16 protein-coding genes are annotated in these 14992 nt (G+C 43.0%); 6 read left to right on the forward strand and 10 right to left on the reverse strand.

What is annotated here, in order from left to right:
• Window positions 1–113: 113 nt before the first annotated feature.
• Both PL9631_RS25355 and psbO read right to left on the reverse strand, forming a co-directional pair.
• On the reverse strand, window positions 114–887 hold the full coding sequence (locus PL9631_RS25355; protein ID WP_083624746.1) for an RNA polymerase sigma factor SigF: 774 nt from the start codon (window positions 885–887) through the stop codon (window positions 114–116).
• A gap of 476 nt (window positions 888–1363) precedes the next feature.
• The gene (psbO, locus tag PL9631_RS25360) at window positions 1364–2200 is read right to left on the reverse strand and encodes a photosystem II manganese-stabilizing polypeptide (protein WP_083624748.1); all 837 of its coding nucleotides are present in this window, start codon (window positions 2198–2200) and stop codon (window positions 1364–1366) included.
• A gap of 522 nt (window positions 2201–2722) precedes the next feature.
• Here psbO and PL9631_RS25365 point away from each other — a divergent pair.
• Window positions 2723–3076, forward strand: coding sequence for a hypothetical protein (locus tag PL9631_RS25365; RefSeq protein WP_083624750.1), 354 nt, complete (start codon window positions 2723–2725; stop codon window positions 3074–3076).
• Here the strand turns inward: PL9631_RS25365 and PL9631_RS25370 are convergent, their stop codons facing one another.
• Window positions 3077–3727, reverse strand: coding sequence for a phosphoribosylanthranilate isomerase (locus PL9631_RS25370; RefSeq protein WP_083624752.1), 651 nt, complete (start codon window positions 3725–3727; stop codon window positions 3077–3079).
• Window positions 3728–3998: 271 nt separating this feature from the next.
• On the opposite strand from PL9631_RS25370, the gene psaK reads away from it, so the two are divergent.
• Window positions 3999–4259 (forward strand): photosystem I reaction center subunit PsaK, encoded by a 261-nt coding sequence (psaK, locus tag PL9631_RS25375; protein ID WP_407947608.1) that lies wholly within the window; start codon window positions 3999–4001, stop codon window positions 4257–4259.
• Between the two features lie 66 nt (window positions 4260–4325).
• Here psaK and PL9631_RS25380 read toward each other — a convergent pair whose 3' ends face one another.
• The 5 genes from PL9631_RS25380 to PL9631_RS25400 all read right to left on the reverse strand — a co-directional run bounded on the left by PL9631_RS25380 (window position 4326) and on the right by PL9631_RS25400 (window position 9598).
• Window positions 4326–6380, reverse strand: a complete 2055-nt coding sequence (locus PL9631_RS25380) for a hypothetical protein (protein WP_083624755.1) — start codon at window positions 6378–6380, stop codon at window positions 4326–4328.
• Window positions 6381–6469: 89 nt separating this feature from the next.
• Entirely contained in the window at window positions 6470–7711 is a 1242-nt protein-coding gene (locus PL9631_RS25385; protein ID WP_083624757.1) for an RNA-guided endonuclease InsQ/TnpB family protein, read from the reverse strand.
• Between the two features lie 419 nt (window positions 7712–8130).
• Window positions 8131–8334 (reverse strand): phycobilisome linker polypeptide, encoded by a 204-nt coding sequence (locus tag PL9631_RS25390; RefSeq protein WP_026787259.1) that lies wholly within the window; start codon window positions 8332–8334, stop codon window positions 8131–8133.
• A 224-nt stretch (window positions 8335–8558) separates the two neighbouring features.
• Window positions 8559–9044 (reverse strand): allophycocyanin subunit beta, encoded by a 486-nt coding sequence (gene apcB, locus PL9631_RS25395; protein WP_083624760.1) that lies wholly within the window; start codon window positions 9042–9044, stop codon window positions 8559–8561.
• Between the two features lie 68 nt (window positions 9045–9112).
• The gene (locus PL9631_RS25400; protein ID WP_079678329.1) at window positions 9113–9598 is read right to left on the reverse strand and encodes a globin family protein; all 486 of its coding nucleotides are present in this window, start codon (window positions 9596–9598) and stop codon (window positions 9113–9115) included.
• A gap of 592 nt (window positions 9599–10190) precedes the next feature.
• Between PL9631_RS25400 and PL9631_RS25405 the strand changes: the two genes are divergently transcribed.
• From PL9631_RS25405 to ybeY, 4 genes are all read left to right on the forward strand, one after another.
• Window positions 10191–11204 carry an ADP-ribosylglycohydrolase family protein gene (locus tag PL9631_RS25405; protein WP_083624763.1) on the forward strand — a complete coding sequence of 338 codons (1014 nt, stop codon included), beginning with the start codon at window positions 10191–10193 and terminating at the stop codon, window positions 11202–11204.
• A gap of 162 nt (window positions 11205–11366) precedes the next feature.
• Window positions 11367–11900: a thylakoid membrane photosystem I accumulation factor gene (locus PL9631_RS25410; RefSeq protein ID WP_083624793.1), complete on the forward strand. Its 534-nt coding sequence runs from the start codon at window positions 11367–11369 to the stop codon at window positions 11898–11900.
• A gap of 112 nt (window positions 11901–12012) precedes the next feature.
• Window positions 12013–12204, forward strand: coding sequence for a DUF3285 domain-containing protein (locus PL9631_RS25415; RefSeq protein WP_083624765.1), 192 nt, complete (start codon window positions 12013–12015; stop codon window positions 12202–12204).
• Between the two features lie 31 nt (window positions 12205–12235).
• Window positions 12236–12784 (forward strand): rRNA maturation RNase YbeY, encoded by a 549-nt coding sequence (ybeY, locus tag PL9631_RS25420; protein WP_083624767.1) that lies wholly within the window; start codon window positions 12236–12238, stop codon window positions 12782–12784.
• Window positions 12785–12787: 3 nt separating this feature from the next.
• Here the strand turns inward: ybeY and PL9631_RS25425 are convergent, their stop codons facing one another.
• On the reverse strand, window positions 12788–13789 hold the full coding sequence (locus PL9631_RS25425) for an aldo/keto reductase (RefSeq protein WP_083624769.1): 1002 nt from the start codon (window positions 13787–13789) through the stop codon (window positions 12788–12790).
• 70 nt (window positions 13790–13859) lie between these two features.
• Window positions 13860–14657 carry a phytanoyl-CoA dioxygenase family protein gene (locus PL9631_RS25430; protein ID WP_083624771.1) on the reverse strand — a complete coding sequence of 266 codons (798 nt, stop codon included), beginning with the start codon at window positions 14655–14657 and terminating at the stop codon, window positions 13860–13862.
• Window positions 14658–14992: the final 335 nt, after the last annotated feature.

The raw sequence follows: 14992 nt of genomic DNA on the forward strand, positions 1-14992 counted from the left end.
TTAAGGGGGGCTAGGGGGGATCTACACGCCCAGAGAAAATCAGTTGAATATTCTTCCCTGTTTCTTTGTGTCTTTGTGCCTTTGTGGTTTTTTCCCATTGACCGACGACCCAACTAATCACCACCAGACATCATTTTTTGTAAAGAACTCAACCCTTTTTTCACCCGCCGAGAAACCGTCACCGAACTAATTCCCAAACGTTCCGCCGTTTCCTTCTGGGTTAAATCATACAAAAACACAAACTCCAAAACCTTACGGGTTCCATCTTCCAATTTAGCTAAAGCCTGCTGGACACGAATTTGATCCTCTTGCGCCAACTGAAAACTCCGATAACGACCATCGGGAACCATTTCCCCCAAACAGGTCGCCCCATCTTCCCCATCTTGAATCGGAGCATCCAAACTCAGCACAGAACGGTTGCTATTAGCGAGCTTCACCTCATTCCACTCATTCACAGAAATTCCTAACACCTCCGCCACTTCCCCATCCGTGGGCGGGCGCTTGAGTTCTAACTGAAGTTGTTGGATGACCTTCACCGATTGCCGTTGTAGGGTCAACCATTGACGGGGAACCCGCACAGACGGGCTTTTGTCCCTTAAATAGTGTTGAATTTCTCCCCGAATATAGGGAATCGCAAAGGAACTAAAGGCATGACCTTTGGACAGGTCAAATCGCTCAATTGCACGAATTAAGCCAATACAACCGACTTGAAGTAAATCTTCATAACTCTCCGTACACTGGTTTACCCAATGGTGCACCTCCTTACGCACCAATCCAATATTTAACTGAACAATCCGGTTGCGGATATCCTTAGAAGCAGACTGTTGATATTGGTGCAACAGTTCTAAACTTTCTCCTCTAGGGTAATTGACAACTTGAGTAGGCATGACAAGATCCTGCGTTGGTAGGGCTGGCTAATAAGTTCAGTATCAATCTTGACCACACTCGGCTCTAATGGCATGGGAGGTTAGAGGGTTTGCCCCAACAGAAGGGGGACTCTGAACCTATATTTAATAGTCAATGTGAGGTCGCGCTTAAGCACTAAACGAGGACTTTTAGGCTAGGGGCTAGAAGCCTAGCTTTCGGTAAATTTATATACACTATTAGGGCTAATAACATATTATTGTAGCCTGACTTGCGGGGTTAACGCAAGATCTTTAGAGAAATTTGATTAATATTTCCTGAAATTGGGAATTATATATATTCAACTTGGCAAAAAATCTTTGTGTTAATTCAGGAAGGCTGAGGGCCGAACCCTTACCCATCATCAGTCAGTGATTAAGTCCACAAACCGGAGACAGGCAACTGTTGATCCCCCATTCTTCCTGGATCAAATCAGAACTCAATTCAAGGATAGATTAGCTTAGGAAGCCGCTTCAATCCGACCATAGAAGACACCCCGAACTTTCACATCCAAGGATTCCTTTGCACCCAAATCATCATCAGAAGGCTGTTCACTTTCAAAAATTCCAGCCACTTCTCCAGTTTCGCCGTCAATTTTAGAAACCTGTAAAGAAATCTGACCCGCTTTAACCTTGGTATCGGCTAACTTGACATTAGCAGTGCTTAAATCGGCTCCGTCGGCGGTGGCAGGTAAAGCAACGGCGTTGTCATAGCCAGCATTCACCCCACGGGCTTTAGGATCTAAGAAGTTGGCGCCTCGATAGGAAGGAACGTTAAAATCTCCCCGTAAATCGGTAGAAGTGTTAATACTGGATAATCCGGGCTGGGAACTGGCCACTAACCCTTTAACCGTGAATAAGAAGGGAACTTCTTCACCACCGGGTAATAAAACCGTAATCGGTTGGAAATCCATGCCATCTTTTTCTTTAAAGGTGAGTGTCCCATCGGAACCCACCAGCAGGTTGCCAGTAATTTGATCTAAGCTATAGGTGAATCGGGTTAATAGACGACCCGGAACAAATTCAGCTTCTTTGCGTTTATTGGTGGATTCTTCCTTGACAAAATAGCTGGTAGGTTGCAGACACAAACCACTGATACTGTAGGACTTACCACCATCAATCGGAATAGAACCCCGGGCGGTTTCGGGCAAAGTTGGACAGTTTACAGCTAATCCTGTATTTCTAATGTCATCATAGGTCAGTAGCTTGGGATCTTTAGCTTCTGGGCCATCAGAACAGGCTGTAAGTACAGTTAAACAGATTGCTAATAGTGCAGCAACCAAAGCGCGATATCTCATTGTCAACCTCAAATATGCAAAATTGATATTTGACACTCCGCCCTGTAAAGAGAGGCAGATTCTTTAAGACTTGCTTAAAAGGGATAGTCAAATATCCCCCTGGACACTCAAAACAACTATCAAAAAGATGCTGCTATTGCGCTTATTTGTACCATTTTTTGGCTTTCCGAGTCCATCACCATGCCAATTTGGTACGCTCCGCGTTTTTCCGTTACTTGCTTGCTCTGCGGCTACAACTTTGTAGGGGCGAGGCAAGTCAGGGGTTACTCCTTAAAAAACACTTCTTCGCGTAGATGGTTATTCTTACTTGCTGCCCATATTTTATCATTTCTGAGGGCAGTTCAAACTGCGGTGAGTCGTTTTTACTCCTTGAAGCTCAAGCCGCCGGGCTTGCCAACTCCGGGTTGATTTCTCGTGAGTCTTTTTCCGACGTACAAATTCTTCAACGATCAGTTAAACTACTTAAGTTAATTTACCGATCGCGCTCTCTGCGGGAGTGTTCGGTATTGATGGATTTGAATTATGGACAATCCCACTAAATTTGATTCACAAGCTTGCTCAAATCAGCTTGAATTTTTAGCAGAAAAGGTTTTAACCTTAGCCCAGACCGCCGAAGGAAATACCCTGGAGATTTTGGCGATACTCAGAATTTTAGAACAGTTACATCAGAATGTTCGAGAGAGTTTATTTCAGCAATCTTTACCGGATAATCGTCAAAAACTCTATCATTTATTACGAGAGATTGAATCGAAAGGAGGCTGGCCCTATATTCCTCGGAGTTCGATAAAAGCTCTGATAGAAAATTTGCAGAAGGAATCCCCAGAAGTGTCCGAGGAGTTAGGAAAAGATGGTGCGGGAGATCAAAAGCAAGATTGATTAATGGGTTTTCAATTCCGAGAAAAAAGCCGAAATTGTTTGAAATAATTGGTTAACTTTTGCCAAATCTTTATCCCCCGGAGAACGTTCAAGGCTACTGGAAAGATCAATACCATCGGGTTTTAACTGTTGCAATGCTTCCCCAATATTATCCGGGGTTAATCCTCCGGCTAAAAACCAGGAACAGGGGGGAGAAAACGGCTTCAAAATTTGCCAGTCCAATCTTTGACCCGTCCCTCCCAACTGTTGCGGATGATAAGCATCTAATAATAGGCTATCGATATGATTAAAATAGTTTTGGGCTTGAATTAAGGTGGCTGGAGATTTAATCCGTAGGGCTTTTATAAGTTCTATATTAGGAAGAATTTGACGCAGGCGATCGCAAAAATCAGGAGATTCATCCCCATGAAGTTGTACACCGGTTAATCCCGTTTCCGTGACCGTTTGATAAATTTCCTCCACACTCACATTTGCAAATACACCAATGGTTTGAATCGAGTTCGGTAAAATCTCTAAAATCCTGGAAATTTGCTCCGATGTGACGTAACGCGGGGAAGCACGAACACAAATAAATCCTAACATTGTCGCTCCCAGTTGGGTGATCGCATAACCTTGATCCGGTTGAGTAATGCCACAAATTTTAATTCGCATTGATGCTTTTGAAGTTGAGTTGACGGCCTGATCTAACTAGACAATTCTGATCAGGATTTTACAATAATTATAGCAACCGCCCCTAAGAATTAGGACATCAACTTATGCTCAAATCAATCGGGTGCATTCTGCCTATTCCCTATTCCCTCTTATATTAACTTTTTCAACAAATTAGGAGTTTTTAACATCAGATTTTTATAATCAATGATTGAAATTAAGAAAATCGTCAATTGTTCAGGAGAATAAAAACTTGATTTACACTTCCTTACTGATGTCAATACAAAATAATGTTCCCGCCACCGTTACTTGGTCTCCGAGTGTAGCCATTGTGATGATTGTCTCTAACCTATTGGCAATTTTCATCGGTTTCTATGCCATTTCCAAAGAAAATCGCGGCAAAGGGCCGAGTTTGCCCGGTTTACCCCGGATGTTTACCGGGTTTGGAATTCCTGAATTATTAGCCACTGCTAGTTTTGGACATATTTTAGGGGCTGGGGTAATTTTAGCATTAGGAAACGCTGGGGTTCTTTAAATACCCCTCGTAGAGACGTGCCCGAGCGCAGCGATGCCGTAGGCTATTGGCGCGTCTCTACCCTGATTAATGAATGGGTAAAGAAGGCCCTGGAGGGGGATTAACCGAACCTGCAATCGTGATTTTGTTGCTTTCTCGTTGGGTTTGCATTTCCACCGCGATCGCTTCAAATAGGACTTCCAAACTACTGTAAGGAATTTCTAAATCAAGGGTTGTTTCAATTTGATCAAACCCATTCGGTGAAAATTCCGTTAACCAACGGGGGCCATCAACCACGGTACGGGTTTGCCGATCAAACAGCCAAACCTTGACATAAATTCGGGGTAAACCATCGGGAAGTCTCACCCTGAGTTTAACTAAACGTCCGGCAATAATTTCTGGTGATAATACCTCAAGTTGAGGGTCTGGAACCGATTGATCTTCGGGTAAAACATAGGAAACCGGTTGATTTGTGGGCGGGGTTTCCGGTTTAATTCCCTTACTATTTTTACGTCGAGGGAAAAATGCCCCGGGGGATTCTAAAGGTTCATCATCAACTACAATTTCTTCTAATTCTTCCTGGGCATTGATCACTTCTGGGTATGGCAAAGGTGCTGTATCCGATGAATTGGGTTCAGAACGTTTAACAATATTACTTGCAGCATTAAATGGAATTTCCGGTAGGGGATTAACATTCGCCCGTTTTACCCACTCTGACCACGACCGATCCCCCGCTAAAGCATTCAGCCGTGACCAAAAGCGATTATTCAAGTCTAAGGCTTGAAAGGCTTCTTGAACCTCTGGATCGGGTTTCGGTTTAGCGATGGGGTCAAGTGGCCCAATCCCATCTGTCCCCGAGATCGATTCTAACGAATCCCCGATTAATACCGGTGAAACAGAAGTTGAAAGATCCGTAGATGTTGATTCCCCCTGGGAGGACACAATCCCAGGAGCAGGTTTTGGGGGTAGCTCAACCTCTTGAACTGGGGGGCTTTGGCCAAATATCGGCAAATCTAGGGAAGCAGCAGGTCGGGATTCAGCAGCTAGAGGATTGAGTTTGGGCGGAAGCACTGTAGGGGTTTCCGGGGTGAACGCTTCAGCCCTATTCTTGTTATCAGTCCAGTCGGGCAATTCCAGAACTCCTAGATCTAAAGCCGAAAGGTCGGGGAAGTCTTCTTGATCCAATTCGGGACTAAAACCTTGATCGATCGCTTCTAAAAGATGTTCTACTTGGGTAACAACGTTAAAAGATTGGGTCGTCACCCCAACCCCCTGATGGGAAAAAATTACTTCCCCTAAAATTAAGCGGGTTTTACATTCAAAGGGAATATAAACCACACCGGAAAAAAATAGGGGGAAGTCACAGAAGGTAAGGGTTTGAGTGACATCAAATAAGGGTTCTGCGGTTTGGGGGTCGCGTAGGCGAAATTGCAATTGTCCCTCTGTCAGAACAGGGGCAGTAGAAGACAGGGTAGCCGTTGGCAGTTCCACCTGTCCCGACAGGATTAAGGCTTCTCCCAAACGGCCCACAAAGGAATCTTGTTCTAGGACGATGTGCAGAGCATTCAGTAAAGTTTCTACCGCATCCAGGGTTTGGGGAGATGCTTCGGGAGTCTCCACAACCGAAAGCGGTGGCTGGGTTGGTTCTGGAACGATAGGTCGGCCAGAGGTCGGGAACGCTACAACGTTAGAAAACTGTTCCGTTGGGGGTTCAACAACTTGAGATTCTGTGGGGATAATATTAGCCGTTGGGGGTTCGGTATCCTCAAAAAATTGATCAAATTCTTCTGCTTCCGAGGGGAGAACCCGCAATTGTATCGTTTTTTTGCCCACGGTTGCTAATAACCCAGATGTCAGTTGAGGAGCGCAGGAAAACTGCCAATTCCCGGGTTTGAGGGACGTATAAGGCATCACCACCATCAAACCTTCAGCATTAGTGGTTAGTGTCCGATTTTGAACCTGTTGGACGGGGGGAACCGCATCAAAATCTTGATAGATAATCCGAACATCAATTGAAGTGTTTGTATATCCAGATCGGGCTACCATCCGGTAGCGCCCTTCTAAAATCTCAACATCGGGGGATTCTAAGGTTAGCCAACTGTTATCCCCTTCTTTTTGTAGTAGAAACTCCCAACTTGCCATTTCCCGCCTCTATATTAGGTGGTTTTTCGTCTCTCCAATATGTTGACACTCTCACCGTTAAGCCTTCGGCTGTAACGGGAGATTCTTGCTTAATGACACTTAACTAGCTCAAACAGTGTTAACTGTTCAAACCCCGCCAGTACGTCTGACCCGATTAAGGGTACTTCACAAGCATTTTCGCTCACGGTATGCCCTACCGCAATTAAGCCTCTATTTCTAATTACTTTAGCACTAGCTATGTCTCTTGGTTCTGTATGACCACAATACTGACAATTATGCACTCTTTCACTTAATTGCTTTTTGCCAGTATGTTTTCCACAATGAGGACACTCTTGAGATGTACCATTTTTATCTACTTTCAAATAAAATCTATCTCTTTTCCAGCAGACATAAGGTAACACCTGATTCATAAATCCACCTATCCCTGAGTCTAAAGATGGCTTCCTGACAATCCCACGACTCCAAGATGTGTAATTGATGTCCTCTATGAATATATTTTCTGCTAAGTCACACAGATTATGAGCTAGTTTAAAATGCCAATCTTTCCTTGTATTAGAGACTTTTTCATGTAATCTTCCTATTTTGTTTTGCAATTTTAACCCATTGTTTGACCCCTTAGTTTTATGTTTTAAGCGTCTTTGTAGCGATTTCAGCTTACTTTGTGCCTTTAACAAAAACTTCGGTGCTTTGATTAATTCGCCTGTACTTGTTGCCACAAATGATTCAATACCCGCATCTAGTCCTAAACTATTTTTCCCTATTGGTATATCAGGACATACCTCTTCTGACTGAAACACAATTAGTAAATAATATCCACTCGCTTTTTTTACAATCCGAGCTTGCTTGGGCACAAAACCCGTGGGATATTCCCTTGACTGTCTAATCTTCAACCAGCCTAATTGGGGTAGTTTTATCTTGCCTGTTGCTAAACAATTTTTTAACATAGCTGGAAAAACAAAACTACGCATTTTCTTTTTATATCGAGGAAAACCACGACCTTGAGATTTCATTTCAGTAAAGGCTTTATCTAATGTTTTCAACGTTTGTTGTAACACTTGAGCATTGACTGACTTTAAATCCTGATTATTTTGTTTGGCTATAGTTAAATTTTTGGCTTGTACATTGTAATTGGGGTAAGGTTGCTCCGATGGGATAATGTATTCTGACACAATTGAACAACTATTAACAGGTGATTTCCTACTGCGTAACCAGTGCTTACGTTCAACCAAAGCATAGTTATAAACAGACCGACAGACATCTAAGATATGCTCTATCTCTAACTCTTGCCGTCTGTTTAAATCTAACCTGAACTGATAAGTAAGATTAATCACTGGCTTTCATTGATTTTTTTGTGGCATTTTTGTATTCATTATAAACTTACTAATTAATCCTGTCAACTAATTATCATAAAAATTGACTCAATATCAAGCTGATATTGTTTTGTTACTATTAAGTGTTTATCTTAACTACAACTTAAACGACTATGTGTAAAACCACAAATCTTCTGAAGAATAAGGTATGGCGATCGCCATGTTTTTTATTGGCAAAAATTCATCTCGCCGTTAACCTTTCAGGTTGAACGGGAGTCCTCTTTTTACATTACAGATAGCGGAATTGGATGGCATCAAAACAGAAGGAGGCAGGAGGCAGGAGGCAGGAAGAATTAAGAATCGAGAATTAAGAATCAAGAATCAATCTTTTTTCTTTTTTCCGGTGTTCTTTCTACCTTCTGTCCCCAGCCTCCTGTCTTCTACAGCAATCCGGCGTTAGTTCCGGGCTTGCCCGTTGCCAGTTCCACTTTAACAATTTTACCGCCCATTTTCATGATCCGTTGTTGTTCTTTAAACCAACTGTCATAGGGAACTAACTTAGTAAAGTAGGTATTTTGTAATTCCCGTTGGGTACGAATCCGGCTTTGACTTGGAACACAAGCTGTGACTTTAAACATCCGCATGAGGTTCGTCTCTCCTAAGCAAATTTAACAAGTTTTACATCAATTTTAAAATGCTCAAAGGCCGGGAGTCGGGAGTCAATCCTAGCTCGCTAAAACTTATCAGGAAAACAGACAAGCCTTTGGCGGTCTAGCATTCACTCCAGACTTCCCTGGCCTTGAAGATCGTTGAGATTTCGGATAGGGAATCAAACGCAGTGATCACCCTCAAAAATCTAACCTCGGTTTTAGCTTAAGCCAGAGGAGATATAGTCAAAGTAAATACCCATTTCTTTGCCAGCATCAGCACCGACTAAACTAGCGGTAACTTCTTTGATGGCTTGGATGGCTTGCACGGTAGAACCGATGGGTACACCCAGGGAGTTGTAGGTTTCTTTCAAACCGTTGAGAACGCGCTCATCGAGAATGGAAGGATCGCCAGCTAACATTGCATAGGTAGCATAACGCAGGTAGTAGTCTAAGTCGCGGATGCAAGCGGCATAGCGACGGGTGGTGTACATATTTCCACCGGGACGAGTTACGTCAGAGTACAGCAGGGATTTGGCTACTGCTTCTTTGACGATGCTGGCTGCGTTAGCACTAATGGTGGAAGCAGCACGAACCCGCAGTTCGCCAGTGGCGAAGTAGGCTTTTAACTTTTGCAGGGAGTTGGCATCCAGGTACTTACCCTGAACGTCAGCAGAATTAATTACGGAAGTAATGGCGTCTTGCATGATTGTTCTATTTCCTTGTAGTCGCTGAATCTAGGAATCGTTTAAAAAATGTGATAAAGCGATCGGACTTATGAGAGCGCACCGATCACATAGTCGAAGTAAGCTGCGGCTTCGGCTGCATCTTCACCAGATAACAGACCTGTGGCAACACTCTTCAGCGCACGAATTCCTTCGGCAACGGCTTCAACGGGAGTACCCAGAGATTTGTACATTTCCCGAGCGCCAACGATCCCAATTTCTTCGATGGGGGTAATATCGCCCGCAACGACTCCATAGGTGACCAGACGCAGGTAGTAGTCAAGGTCGCGTAAGCAGGTAGCGGTCATTTCCGGGCCATAGGCGTTACCAGCAGGAGAAACCACATCAGGGCGTTTCTGGAACAGTTGGTTTCCAGCTTCTTTGATGATGCGTTCACGGGCACCGCTCACGGTTTCGGCGATGCGCAGACGACGCTCACCAGAGGTAACAAAGGCTTTGATCCGGTCTAACTCACCAGGGCTGAGGTAACGCGCTTCGGCGTCGGCATTAACAATGGATTTTGTGACGATACTCATTTTCTACAAAAGCGTTTAGCTAACGTTTTCCTGATTGACGCTCTCCCGAAAACCCATTAACTGAGTTGGAGAGCCTCATCGTTACCGATGAGCGTTCAGTGCTGGTTCAGACACATTCTGGATCAGGTGATGACATAGAGTGTATCTGGTTTTTGATCCGCAATCAAATCCATGGGTTTAAGATTTTCATTGCTTCACTTCCTGCGGGTTTGTACCCTCAAAGATGTTTCAGCTTTTTTAGGTACAGTCCACAAGTTTGATATTCTCCACTGGCTTTTCGGCTGTGGATTCCCAGACTGCTGCCTTTCGGGCTACAGTTATGGGGCGACCAGCTTTGGACATTAATTTGCCCATTACCGTCACTACCTATCGCTTGTATTTTCAGGCATGGAGTACACATTCTGAACCATGTTGTAATAGTTTTTAACATTACCAGGTGTCGAGGGTTGACGGTTGAGGTGTTGGCGGTTGAGATGTTAATGTTTTTAAATCGGGTTCTGAACTTTTTTTTTCGAGGATTGATCAGCAAATTAATCGGTTTTAAAATAACGCTCAACGTCTTTAATGTTTGAATATAAAATTACCCCTAAACATGATGAACCCTCAACCGAGTCCACAACAATATCGAGGTTGCTTAATTGGTCAGTGTTTGGGAGATGCCACCGGATGCCGAGTAGAAGGTTATCCGGCTTTTGTTTGTAACAATTATGTTCAATATGAACTGAGAAACAAGCAACCTAGAGATCGCGATCGTTTTCCCTTTCCCTTTGGTCAATATACCGATGATTCCCAAATGGCACGAGAACTACTTTCTAGTTATGTTGAATTGGGGAGATTTTGTCCCGATGACTATGCTCGTCGGATTGTTGCCCTGTTTACCGAAAACCGGATCGTCGGGAGGGGCCGAACCACGGAAACTGCGGTGGAACGGTTGGCCCTAGGTGTCCCTTGGCAAGAGGCGGGAACTCCACCTCCATCGGCCGGAAATGGCAGTGCCATGCGGGCGGCCCCCGTTGGGTTGATGTTTTACGATCATCCCCAACAACTGATTCAGGTGGCTCACCAGCAAGGGCTGATCACCCATCAAGATCCTCGTTGTTCCGGTGGGTCAATTGCGATCGCCGGGGCGGTTGCCTTTGTATTACAAAATAAATCGTTTTCTCCAGAGCATTTTATTGCTCAAATCAGCCAATGGGTTCAAGAAGTTTCTCCCGAATTTGCGACGGAAATTTTGAGGTTAAATCAGTGGATTGAATTGCCATCTGCACCCGCATTTGAGTTAATTTCAAGGGCGGGATTAAATCCAGACTATCGCAGTGAATGGGATGGGATTTCACCCTTTGTTGTGGGTAGTGTGTTGTGGAGTTTATACTCTTTTTTGAGAACACCTAATGATTATTGGGAAACGATTTGTACAGCGATTATTATTGGTGGAGATGTCGATACAACCGCAGCTATGGCCGGGGCAATTAGTGGTGCTTATTTGGGATTAGATGCGATTCCGTTAGGCTTGGCAAAGCAATTAAATGATCGAGGAAGTTGGAAATATACAGAGCTTCTGGAATTAGCCGATCGCTGTTATAACCTAAAATTCAAAAAGGAATAAAAGCGATCGCTTGGGTAAAATAGACCCAAAAATGTGACAATAGATTCTGTTTAGAATCTCAATGGCTTTCGACCTAGTATGCGTTTAACTCGATGGAATTCTCCCCAGTTCAATATCCTGCAACAGTGCTTTCACGGTTTTAGGGGTTTCAAAACCCTATTGATGACCTTTGTGATCATTTGTGTATTCTTTTTTACGATCACTCCTTCGGCATTAGCGGGTCTGGATGATGATCGGTTTGATGGTAATATTTTTGCTCTGTATGCTGGGAATGGTTCCTTGGTTCCCCCTAGAGTCACATTAACAGAATCAATGAACCAGGGTAGACCCTCATTATTATTCTTCTTTTTAGATGATAGTAAAGATTGTAAAAAATTTGTCACTACCATATCCGAACTTCAGCGTTTTTACGGAAGGGCTGCGGACTTTATTCCCGTGAATGTGGATACCTTGCTACCCGATGACAAAAATTCCCCCCGGGAACCCGGTTATTATTACAAAGGCTATGTTCCCCAAACCGTATTAATTAACCAGTCGGGGAAAGTGGTTTTAGATAAAAATGGACAGGTTCCCTTTGAAACCGTTGATGATGTGTTTCGCAAAGTCTTTGATTTATTGCCTCGTGATCAATCCGTGGAATTGCGACGTCGTTCCTTCAATGAATTTAACACGGAGTTAGTCCCATCCCAGAAATAAACCTCTGTGGCAGATTGGGGAATATAGACTTGACTGGGCGATCGCTTCATAAAATGTAACATTTTTGTTATGATCTATTCAGTCGGTCTATATTTCCTATCCCCAGCCCTAAATGAATACTCCCTCTTCCCCATCCACCCCCGACCTAGAACCCCAGGACAAACCCAAGGAACCCCAACCCAGCTATGTTAAATTAGCCATGCGGAATATGGTTCGTAAGGGCGGAAAATCGCTATTTCACTTCGCCTTAACCACCGCAGGTTTAGTTGGATTTCTAGTGGGGATGGCCTATTTAACTCGTTAATTTCTTTAAATTCCTATTAGATTTTTTATTAATGACTGTACAGGTTGAAGTGAGTATACAGGACTGTTTTTGGAAACAGTTAGAACAGTTAGAAAATAATATCATTCCCAATGATTCCATAGAGTCTTCTGGCCTGGAAATCGACTGTCCCTTAACTATCACAGAATGGGAATATTGGTTCCAAAGTTGGTTAAATTATTTAGAGTCCTATCTGCCATTGGCATCCGGTTATGAGTTAAGCTTACGTCTTACGGATAATACGGAGATAGAAATGTTAAATACTCAGTATCGTTCGCAAAATAAACCAACTGATGTGTTAGCCTTTGCTACATTAGAGGTCAATTGTCCCCAACCTCCAGAAGAATTTTCCTCGGAATCTCTGTATCTTGGTGATATTGTAATTTCGGTGGAAACTGCTTACCATCAAGCCCAACAACAAGGACATTCCCTAAAAATTGAGCTAGGATGGTTAGCGACTCACGGTTTATTACATCTCTTAGGTTGGGATCATCCCGATGATCAAAGTTTAACTGAAATGTTAGAGCAACAACGGGTACTCTTAGAAACGATTGGCTTATAATAATTACCAAAGTTTAAAGATTGTTTTGATCCGGTCTCGGATTTTTTCGGGCAAAGATTTGGTAAAAATTTTCTGTCTAATTTGTTCTAAAGCCTCATGAGTTTTGCTATCGAGTGGAGCCAGATTAAAGACTTTTAAGGCTTCTCGATAGCGCTCAATAAATCTGCCCCCTAAAATAATTGTGTGGGTTGTATCAAAGTCTAGTAGATAGCGTAGAGCAAAAGCAGGCATTGACATACTTTCATTGAGAAACTGTTGATAAACCGCATATTTTTGAGGCTTTAATCCGTAGTAAAAAATATACTTGCGAATGTCTTGATCGGAAAACTGAGGGTTTTGGTGGAAAAATTCTCCCGATAACCTTCCTGCGTCTAAAGCCCCTTTAATCATCACCCCCAAGTTGTGTTTTTGCACAAGACTGAGCAACTCAGAAGGATAGGTGACAAGCGAGCGAGAAAACATAACCACATCCACCGAATTCTGCTGAATTAGCTGGCTTAATACCTGCGGGTCATCGGTGGAAATCCCATAAAACCGAATTTTTCCTTCCTGTTTTAAGGTTTCTAATACCTCCCTTCCCTGAGCAATCCAGGCCGGATCGGGGGGAGAATGGTAGAGGTAAATATCGATATAATCGGTTTGTAGTCGTTTTAAGCTGTTTTCCAGACTGACCCGGATAGTGTCGGGTTGGGGATTTTGGATTCTTTCCCCATTTTGCCCCCTACGGAGTCCAAACTTGCTACTGAGGAGCCATTGGTCTCTTTTCCCCTGAATTGCTTCACCGATGCGGCGCTGTCCTTCCCCATCTCCGTATATTTCTGCCGTATCGATTAAATTGATACCTAAATCTCCGCAGGCTTGGATCAAATCGATCACCTTGTCTCGTCCCGGGTCGGGAAAGCCATCGGGTTTACCGTCAATCGTCACAGGGCCACTTAACTGCCAAGTCCCAATTCCGATGGCAGAAACCTTCAAACCTGTTCGACCCAGGATTCGATATTCCATGATTTTGCTTCTCCTCAAGAAAGTGAATCGACTTTTCTCTATTTGTTTTGTCTCTAACTTGATAAAAGGGTTAATTTTTCTGATGACGTTCAAACAGGAAGTATTTTAGCTGCTTGAGTCGGACATCTAGGTATTTTATTTGGTTGATCAAATTAAATTGACCCGGGTAAGATTGAACAAACTCTGGGTGAGATTTGCCATCGCGGGCAACGACAAAGTAGGGAGCATCAACCGTTGGATCAAGATGATTCAGAGACATATACTCAATCACATAGGCCCAGCGAGTTCCTTGGGTAATATTGGGTGTAGTCTTGTGAAGCATCAAGGATGAAAACAGCACAATATCCCCAGCTTTTGTCTGAATCGATATGGGGTTATCGGGTGTCCCGTCGTAAGTAACATGGTTTTCCACTTCTTTATGGGGAAGGAATTCTTTATGACTACCGGGTACTAACCAAAGACCCCCGTTTTCAGGAGTTCCATCGGTTAGGGAAATCCACAGTTGATAGTATTCATCCTTGAGTCTGCTGTAGCCGTTATCCTGATGCCAGGGAAATATCCCCGAACCCGGTCTTTTGGCTACGGCTTGATCCCAGCGTACCCAAAAATCAGGGCCAATAAATTGTTTTAAGAAATCGACTATTTTTTGCTGGGAAATGAAGTTTTGAATTTTCTGATTGTTAAAAAAAACTTCGCTATAGAAAGTCATTGTCCCTTTGGTTAAGCAACTTGATCCATGTCGAGGTTTAGTTGAAGAAATTTCTTCAATTAAATCATTCATTTCTTCTGTGGAAAAGAAGTCTCTAATTATTACGTATCCCTGCTCTTGAAACTTCTCGACAATATTTTCTTCAATTAATGTTTGCATAAATTTCCTCTGGAAATAATGGTTTTCTAAAGAATAGTTTAATAATTTTACCCTTTAATATTTGATTTTGAATTTAACTAAAGATGCTTGATTTCCTGACGATAATTAAGAATTTGAATTTTTAATGAGTCGTTCTAAAACAAAGGGTAAGGTTAAACTACTTTCCTAGAATACTTGATCAAAACTCTAATCGTCAAGGTATTTTCGTGATTGAGAATTGACAAAAAATTCAATCCTACTTTAACAGGACTTACGCAAGGACGCTATCAATAGTAGGGGTAATTCATGAATTACCCCTACATCTAGGGTTACATCCCCAAATTTGCGTAAGTCCT

Source organism: Planktothrix paucivesiculata PCC 9631 (assembly GCF_900009265.2).
Lineage (GTDB): Bacteria > Cyanobacteriota > Cyanobacteriia > Cyanobacteriales > Microcoleaceae > Planktothrix > Planktothrix paucivesiculata.

What these genes read in the sequence shown, in the direction of transcription:
- PL9631_RS25355 (WP_083624746.1), bottom strand. Translation starts at nt 887, where the DNA reads ATGCCTACTCAAGTTGTCAATTACCCTAGAGGAGAAAGTTTAGAACTG.
- psbO (WP_083624748.1), bottom strand. Translation starts at nt 2,200, where the DNA reads ATGAGATATCGCGCTTTGGTTGCTGCACTATTAGCAATCTGTTTAACT.
- PL9631_RS25365 (WP_083624750.1), top strand. Translation starts at nt 2,723, where the DNA reads ATGGACAATCCCACTAAATTTGATTCACAAGCTTGCTCAAATCAGCTT.
- PL9631_RS25370 (WP_083624752.1), bottom strand. Translation starts at nt 3,727, where the DNA reads ATGCGAATTAAAATTTGTGGCATTACTCAACCGGATCAAGGTTATGCG.
- psaK (WP_407947608.1), top strand. Translation starts at nt 3,999, where the DNA reads ATGTCAATACAAAATAATGTTCCCGCCACCGTTACTTGGTCTCCGAGT.
- PL9631_RS25380 (WP_083624755.1), bottom strand. Translation starts at nt 6,380, where the DNA reads ATGGCAAGTTGGGAGTTTCTACTACAAAAAGAAGGGGATAACAGTTGG.
- PL9631_RS25390 (WP_026787259.1), bottom strand. Translation starts at nt 8,334, where the DNA reads ATGCGGATGTTTAAAGTCACAGCTTGTGTTCCAAGTCAAAGCCGGATT.
- apcB (WP_083624760.1), bottom strand. Translation starts at nt 9,044, where the DNA reads ATGCAAGACGCCATTACTTCCGTAATTAATTCTGCTGACGTTCAGGGT.
- PL9631_RS25400 (WP_079678329.1), bottom strand. Translation starts at nt 9,598, where the DNA reads ATGAGTATCGTCACAAAATCCATTGTTAATGCCGACGCCGAAGCGCGT.
- PL9631_RS25405 (WP_083624763.1), top strand. Translation starts at nt 10,191, where the DNA reads ATGATGAACCCTCAACCGAGTCCACAACAATATCGAGGTTGCTTAATT.
- PL9631_RS25410 (WP_083624793.1), top strand. Translation starts at nt 11,367, where the DNA reads ATGACCTTTGTGATCATTTGTGTATTCTTTTTTACGATCACTCCTTCG.
- PL9631_RS25415 (WP_083624765.1), top strand. Translation starts at nt 12,013, where the DNA reads ATGAATACTCCCTCTTCCCCATCCACCCCCGACCTAGAACCCCAGGAC.
- ybeY (WP_083624767.1), top strand. Translation starts at nt 12,236, where the DNA reads ATGACTGTACAGGTTGAAGTGAGTATACAGGACTGTTTTTGGAAACAG.
- PL9631_RS25425 (WP_083624769.1), bottom strand. Translation starts at nt 13,789, where the DNA reads ATGGAATATCGAATCCTGGGTCGAACAGGTTTGAAGGTTTCTGCCATC.
- PL9631_RS25430 (WP_083624771.1), bottom strand. Translation starts at nt 14,657, where the DNA reads ATGCAAACATTAATTGAAGAAAATATTGTCGAGAAGTTTCAAGAGCAG.